7 protein-coding genes and 1 riboswitch are annotated in these 3964 nt (G+C 35.8%); all 7 genes read right to left on the bottom strand.

Annotated features, from left to right (window positions below; translation table 11 throughout):
* Positions 1 to 320: 320 nt before the first annotated feature.
* Positions 321 to 413: riboswitch (glycine riboswitch) on the bottom strand.
* A gap of 129 nt (positions 414 to 542) precedes the next feature.
* Positions 543 to 1055 (bottom strand): shikimate kinase, encoded by a 513-nt coding sequence (locus H9632_RS18550; protein WP_191705541.1) that lies wholly within the window; start codon positions 1053 to 1055, stop codon positions 543 to 545.
* A gap of 271 nt (positions 1056 to 1326) precedes the next feature.
* Positions 1327 to 1467 (bottom strand): hypothetical protein, encoded by a 141-nt coding sequence (locus H9632_RS18545; protein WP_225223925.1) that lies wholly within the window; start codon positions 1465 to 1467, stop codon positions 1327 to 1329.
* 16 nt (positions 1468 to 1483) lie between these two features.
* On the bottom strand, positions 1484 to 1936 hold the full coding sequence (comGF, locus tag H9632_RS18540) for a competence type IV pilus minor pilin ComGF (RefSeq protein ID WP_225223924.1): 453 nt from the start codon (positions 1934 to 1936) through the stop codon (positions 1484 to 1486).
* Positions 1933 to 2226, bottom strand: coding sequence for a pilus assembly FimT family protein (locus H9632_RS18535; protein WP_191705538.1), 294 nt, complete (start codon positions 2224 to 2226; stop codon positions 1933 to 1935). The genes comGF and H9632_RS18535 overlap by 4 nt, the downstream gene beginning before the upstream one ends.
* The gene (locus H9632_RS19155) at positions 2135 to 2686 is read right to left on the bottom strand and encodes a prepilin-type N-terminal cleavage/methylation domain-containing protein (RefSeq protein ID WP_225223923.1); all 552 of its coding nucleotides are present in this window, start codon (positions 2684 to 2686) and stop codon (positions 2135 to 2137) included. Before H9632_RS19155 ends, H9632_RS18535 begins: the two co-directional genes overlap by 92 nt.
* 12 nt (positions 2687 to 2698) lie before the next feature.
* On the bottom strand, positions 2699 to 3010 hold the full coding sequence (comGC, locus tag H9632_RS18525; protein ID WP_191705536.1) for a competence type IV pilus major pilin ComGC: 312 nt from the start codon (positions 3008 to 3010) through the stop codon (positions 2699 to 2701).
* An 18-nt stretch (positions 3011 to 3028) separates the two neighbouring features.
* Entirely contained in the window at positions 3029 to 3898 is an 870-nt protein-coding gene (comGB, locus tag H9632_RS18520; protein WP_318247720.1) for a competence type IV pilus assembly protein ComGB, read from the bottom strand.
* Positions 3899 to 3964 lie beyond the last annotated feature (66 nt).

Raw genomic sequence — 3964 nt, 5'->3', positions numbered from 1 at the left:
TGACACTCAAGCATCATACAAGAGGGCTTTTTTGTTTTCAAGTCCCCGAAAATCTTTCTAACAGGAATGCTCCTTAAAGTTTTATGTTTTAACCTTTTTAAAATTGTTATGGGGAATGAATATTACAATGTGCGGTACAGCTAGCTGCCTTTTTTAGAAAACGTTTTTTTCCATAAAAAAAGACAGAGGAATCCCTTTTAATGAGATTCTCTGTCCTTGCACCTGAAAGTTACACCTAAATTTGATACGCTATCACATTTTAGGCTTTCCCCTTTGGTGGCTGCCAGTAACTTGTACTATAACAGCGCTCTCCAGAGTTGCGTCAAATACGAGTCTTTTTGCCTGAGAGATTCATAGCAGCGCTATTTGCTCCTTCGGCGACGTGACATCACGTTCTCTCCCCGTATCATCATCCGCGCTAGTTTTTCAACTAATTTAAATTTACTGTACTCTTAGCAATATCCTAACATTGAATGTATTGAAAACGCAATCTTTTTTTAATTTTACTTAATAAGCGAACGTTATTGGTTTTTATTAAATAATCATTCGCTTTTAAGTCTATTTACTTGGAAAGCAATGTATTCAACTATTTGTCTTAATGATCTTCCTACAGTCAGTACTTGTATATGGCTCGCTTCTCGATAAGCCTTTCTACGGCTATGGTACAGTTCTTCTAACTCTTGTTCTGATGAAGTTTGTACAATGGGACGATTTTTATCATTACGAATTCGCATATAAATATCTTCAAATTTGGCGTCCAGGAAAAAGACGAGCCCTGTTCTCCGCATAATTTTCCGATTTTCTCCATTAACAGCTACCCCACCGCCTGTTGAAATAATGCATGCTTCATCACGGAATTTTTTTAAAAATTCCGTCTCTATTTTTCGAAAATGTGCTTCCCCGTATTGTTCGAAGATTTCCGGAATTGTCATTCCTTGTTGTCGAACGATTTCATGGTCCATATCATAATAGGGCATCTTTAAGTAATAGCTTAATCTTCTGCCAATCGCACTTTTTCCGCATCCCATAAATCCAACTAAATATATTTTTCGCATGCTGTTCACCTTCTTCTAATTACGAACTACTTTTCCATAGCACCTCAACTTCAATATATCAAAAAAGGTAGTATACTTAAATGTGAAAATGCAGTTTTGTATGTGTTACTTATTACTTCCCATTACCAATGCTTTCGTGACTCTCACCTTAAGTATTTCTTACCCACTTTTTAATAATTGCTGAGATATTAACTTCCTTCATTTGAAATTTATACTGCCAACCGCCTCTATTTTTGGAGGCGAGAGACAATTGTTGAAAGAAGTCGAAACTTCATTGAGTATTTAGTATGTTTATCGTAGCACGAACGTAAATAGATTCCAATGAATTATAAAATTTTAATTGTGCAAAATACGCATTTGAATATAAAATGGCAGATCCAGTAACGACGAATAATAATAGAATTGCTAGCATAAATAATGCCCCTTTTTCATTTCGGACCCAATGGTAACACGAGGGATCTTTCTCTTTCCGTTCCATCCTGCATCACCACTTTCATTTTTAGATCATTGCCCACTCCTTCTAGATGCCATTTATCAACAAATGGCAATAGAATCTCATTCCCCCCTTTATTAGACCTTTTCCGCAGATGCAACTCTGATTTATCAAAGACAAATAACCGGTCTTTTGGATCATTTAACATTTCAAGCTGAAGTGTACTGGAATTATACAATTTTCCGGATATCGAATTCATATTGTATTGATGCAGGTCGTAGACAAAAAACTCCCAATTCACTTCATTCTTCATCTTCTTTATTTGTTGGATATCATGTACCCAGATTAGGATTAGTAAACTGATCGAGGCGAACAAACCGAAAACCGTTAACTGAAATAAACTCTCCAACAGTGTAAATCCTGACTCATTTAACCGAGCTCGCCTCATATGCATTTCTCCTCTTCCATACCGTTCTTATCGAACAATACACAAACATACTGGCCGTCATAGGTCCAATGAAAAACGGTTTGGTCGATTTCCTGAATACCGTCAGATTGCCCGTATCTCTTATACTTTAACGCACCAATAAAGGCGACCTCAGCAGCATGGGTCTTCAATTTTTGATCGGCTATCTGCTGTTTCATATTATAAGTAAGGGGAATTATTGTTGAAGTCAGGAAAAATAGAATGACGACTGCTAAAAGTGTTTCCACAAGCGTTAGGCCTCCCTGTGTCATGAAAAACCTCCTTTTCTAAAATTCTTGCTTTCCCAATATTTACAGAGTATTGATAGCTCACATTTTCAAAATGGTACATAATCCGCCCAAACGCATTCGTATTTCCTTCCGTATTAAAGATAAGCCTTGAGTTCGGGGTGGTTATGAATATTTCAATGTGATTAGGTACCATCTGTTCATATATAACGCCCTCTTTATTCCTTTCTTTTATACGAATTCTACGACAATTGACGATTTCAAAACTATGTGGATTTTCTTTTTCGATAGAAATCAATTGCGTCATTCTTATTAATAGCTCATTTTGATTCATTAATTGTTTTTCTGTATAATCTAAAAATGGTTTATGTGAAAAAAGGAGAATTGCTGTACTTACAACTAAAAAAATCGAGAGAACAACGAGCATTTCCATTAAAGTAAATCCTTTTTCATTCGTTAGAACTGATTTCACTTTTAACTTCATCGTTATTACCGGTCAACTGCTCGAAGTAGGAGCAATCACTTTGCCATTCTCTATTAGAATTTTCGTATTATCCGGGCATCTTAAATCTTCTTCCATCACATAGCTCTCTTCTATTAAGTCAGCAACGGAGCTTGGGTATTCCTTATGATTTAACTTATAAGCTTCGACTTGTCCTTGAAGCATTAAAATATAGGCATCGCAGCCTTTTTCATCTATTGATGCAAAATGTTTTGATACATTCGGAATTGTCACTAAAATCAGTATGGAAATAATCAACAGTACTACTAGCATTTCAACTAGCGTAAACCCTTTTTCATTTTTCATCATCTATTCCACCTTTCCTTAAATAAATTCAATTACGTCATACATTGGAATTAAAATACTTAAATAGGCAGCAATAACACAAATAGCAATAATTATAAAAAGTAATGGTTGAATGATTGCCAGTAACCGTTCAATAATTTTCTGAAGTTTTTCATCGAGTAGCTCACAATATAAAACCAATTCACGGCCCAATAAGCCACTCGCCTCGCCGTGGGCAATAAAATGTTCAAACTTCGGATAAAAATAGCCTACAAGCACGACAGCACCCGACAAAGACTCACCAATAAGAATACGTTCTTGTAAAGTTTGGGCAATATATGCTATTTGTTTTTGATGTTGCTGGGATTTTAAATAATCGAATGCATCTTGGAGAGAAATTCCTGCCAACAATAGATTGCCTAAATGACGTGAAAACTGTCTTGTTAATATCAATCGCCAAAATAAGCTGAAGAATGGAATCTTAAATAACAAATGGAGCTGTATGTCGATGCGTTTCTTCCTAACATAGAAAATAAAAATTATCAGTAGACAGCATAAAGAAATGCTACCTGCAACAATATAGTCAGGCATATGAAGGAAAAAAGCCGACCATTGGATACTTGCTGACTTCTCCCCTTGTCCACGCGAGGCTACGACTGAAGCCATATTCGGCAAGAAATACGTACGAAATGCAAAAAACAACAGTATTAAAAAGGAAAATAACACTATTGGATATGAAACTACTTTTAATAATTTCATTTTCGCCTGTTGTTGGAATGTAAGGTGCTTCGAGACTATTTCAATTGCTTCGCTCAATCTACCGGTCACTTCCGCCATTTCGATTGATACTAAATATTGATCGCCCAACCGAAGAAACTGAAAAACTTGCGTTACACTCCCTCCCTCTATAAATGTTGATATATCAATGGCTCACGCCATTTTTGAGTGCCAAAAAATTTTTTTCGAAATGTATAT

The sequence above is a fragment of the Solibacillus merdavium genome (assembly GCF_014836935.1).
Classification (GTDB): Bacteria; Bacillota; Bacilli; order Bacillales_A; family Planococcaceae; genus Solibacillus; species Solibacillus ferritrahens.
The sequence above is the reverse complement of the archived record's forward strand: the minus strand, read 5'-3'. Positions and strand labels throughout refer to the sequence as shown.

What these genes read in the sequence shown, in the direction of transcription:
- H9632_RS19155 (WP_225223923.1), bottom strand. Translation starts at nt 2,686, where the DNA reads ATGAAGTTAAAAGTGAAATCAGTTCTAACGAATGAAAAAGGATTTACT.
- H9632_RS18550 (WP_191705541.1), bottom strand. Translation starts at nt 1,055, where the DNA reads ATGCGAAAAATATATTTAGTTGGATTTATGGGATGCGGAAAAAGTGCG.
- H9632_RS18535 (WP_191705538.1), bottom strand. Translation starts at nt 2,226, where the DNA reads ATGACACAGGGAGGCCTAACGCTTGTGGAAACACTTTTAGCAGTCGTC.
- comGC (WP_191705536.1), bottom strand. Translation starts at nt 3,010, where the DNA reads ATGAAAAATGAAAAAGGGTTTACGCTAGTTGAAATGCTAGTAGTACTG.
- comGF (WP_225223924.1), bottom strand. Translation starts at nt 1,936, where the DNA reads ATGAGGCGAGCTCGGTTAAATGAGTCAGGATTTACACTGTTGGAGAGT.
- H9632_RS18545 (WP_225223925.1), bottom strand. Translation starts at nt 1,467, where the DNA reads ATGCTAGCAATTCTATTATTATTCGTCGTTACTGGATCTGCCATTTTA.